Source organism: Pirellulales bacterium, from assembly GCA_035939775.1.
Lineage (GTDB): Bacteria > Planctomycetota > Planctomycetia > Pirellulales > DATAWG01 > DASZFO01.
Window position 1 is genome coordinate 1 of record DASZFO010000340.1, and the last position, 1563, is coordinate 1563.

Here is a 1563-nt window from a genome sequence, read left to right on the forward strand (position 1 = left end):
TTCCTGGCAGTACGGCCGCCGGTATGCCCGGTCATCATTCACACCAGCAATGGCTCGCGTTCGGACTGGATGATCGGCGAGTTCGAGCTAGTGCCGCATCCACGCTAAATCTTGGGGTTGGCGACCCCCGCGAGTTCATGGACACTCCGCGGCACAAGGAGGTGTCCCATGAACAAGAAGTATATCGTCCGGCTGTCGGATGATGAACGTGGCGTCTGCCGGGATATCGTCAAGCGGCTCAAGGGGACGTCGGAGAAAGTGAATCGGGCCCAAATCCTACTCAAGGCGGATGCGGATGGGCCGAGTTGGCCGGATGCAAAGATCGCGGAGGCGTATGGTTGCTCAGTGCGGACCGTGGAGAATCTTCGTGAGCGGTTGGTCACAACGGGCTTTGATTCCGCGTTGGAACGCAAGAAACGTGCGCCGCCGCCGACGCCGCGCAAGCTTGATGGCGTGGGGGAAGCGAAGCTGATCGCGATGCGGCTGGGGAAGCCGCCGGCGGGGTATGGCCGGTGGTCGTTGCAGTTGTTGGCCGATGAGCTGGCGGTGTTGGAAGTGGTCCCTTCGATCTGCGCGGAGACGGTCCGCAAGACGCTAAAAAAAATGGCATGACCAAGCGCAAGATCCAGTATTGGGTGATTCCGCCCGACCAGGATGCCGAGTTCGTGGCCGACATGGAAAACGTGCTTGAAACCTATGCGGAAGCGTATGATCCGCAGCAACCGGTGCTCTGCATGGACGAGCAACCGGTGCAATTGCTGAAGGAGACGAAGGTGCCGATCGCCGCGACGAAAAAGCATGCGAACCTTCTCGATTACGAATACGAACGCAACGGCACGGCGAGCATTTTCATGTTCGCGGAACCGCTGTCGGGCTTTCGACAGGCAACCGCCCGAGAGCGTCGGACCAAGGTCGACTGGGCGATCGAAGTGGCCCAGTTGTTGGACACGCGTTACGCCACATGCCCGAAGGTGACGCTCGTGTGCGACAACCTCAACACGCACACGAAGGGGGCGTTCTACACGGCGTTCCCGCCCGAGCAAGCGCGGGCGTATATCAAGCGGATCAACTATTGCCACACGCCTAAACACGGCAGTTGGCTGAACATTGCCGAATGCGAGTTGAGTTGCCTGACGAGCCAATGCCTGAGCGGCCGCCGCATCGGAGAACTGCCACTGCTGCAATCGGAGATCGGGATCTGGGCCGACAAGACCAACGCCAAACAACGCGGCGTGGACTGGCAATTTAGAATCGACGACGCCCGGACAAAACTGAAGCGGCTGTACCCGAAAATTAAGAGTGGATGAGGCACTAGGTCGACTCCAATTCTTCGCTTTCATCCACGCCCTGCCGGTGATCGCGGACAGCACGAGCGCGATTCCTGCGTTCGATGGCAAGCACGACGAATACGGCCAGCAAGGCCAGCACGCAGAGGATGAACAGCTTTGGCATGAGCTGGGGGCCGTTGCCGACAATGCGCTCCGAGCCCGGGCGGCCGGGCAAGTACTCGACTTGAATGCTGGCCCCGGCCGCTGGCGCCAGCCAGTAGGTCGCGAGCAGGTC

The 1563-nt window shown here is 60.3% G+C and carries 3 protein-coding genes; 2 read left to right on the top strand and 1 reads right to left on the bottom strand.

Features of this window, described 5'->3' with window-relative positions; translation table 11 throughout:
• Positions 1 to 168: 168 nt before the first annotated feature.
• Both VGY55_21745 and VGY55_21750 read left to right on the top strand, forming a co-directional pair.
• Positions 169 to 612 carry a helix-turn-helix domain-containing protein gene (locus tag VGY55_21745; GenBank protein HEV2972606.1) on the top strand — a complete coding sequence of 148 codons (444 nt, stop codon included), beginning with the start codon at positions 169 to 171 and terminating at the stop codon, positions 610 to 612.
• Positions 609 to 1307: an IS630 family transposase gene (locus VGY55_21750; protein HEV2972607.1), complete on the top strand. Its 699-nt coding sequence runs from the start codon at positions 609 to 611 to the stop codon at positions 1305 to 1307. Before VGY55_21745 ends, VGY55_21750 begins: the two co-directional genes overlap by 4 nt.
• 4 nt (positions 1308 to 1311) lie before the next feature.
• Here VGY55_21750 and VGY55_21755 read toward each other — a convergent pair.
• The coding region (locus VGY55_21755) for a hypothetical protein (protein HEV2972608.1) at positions 1312 to 1563 on the bottom strand (252 nt) is incomplete at its 5' end.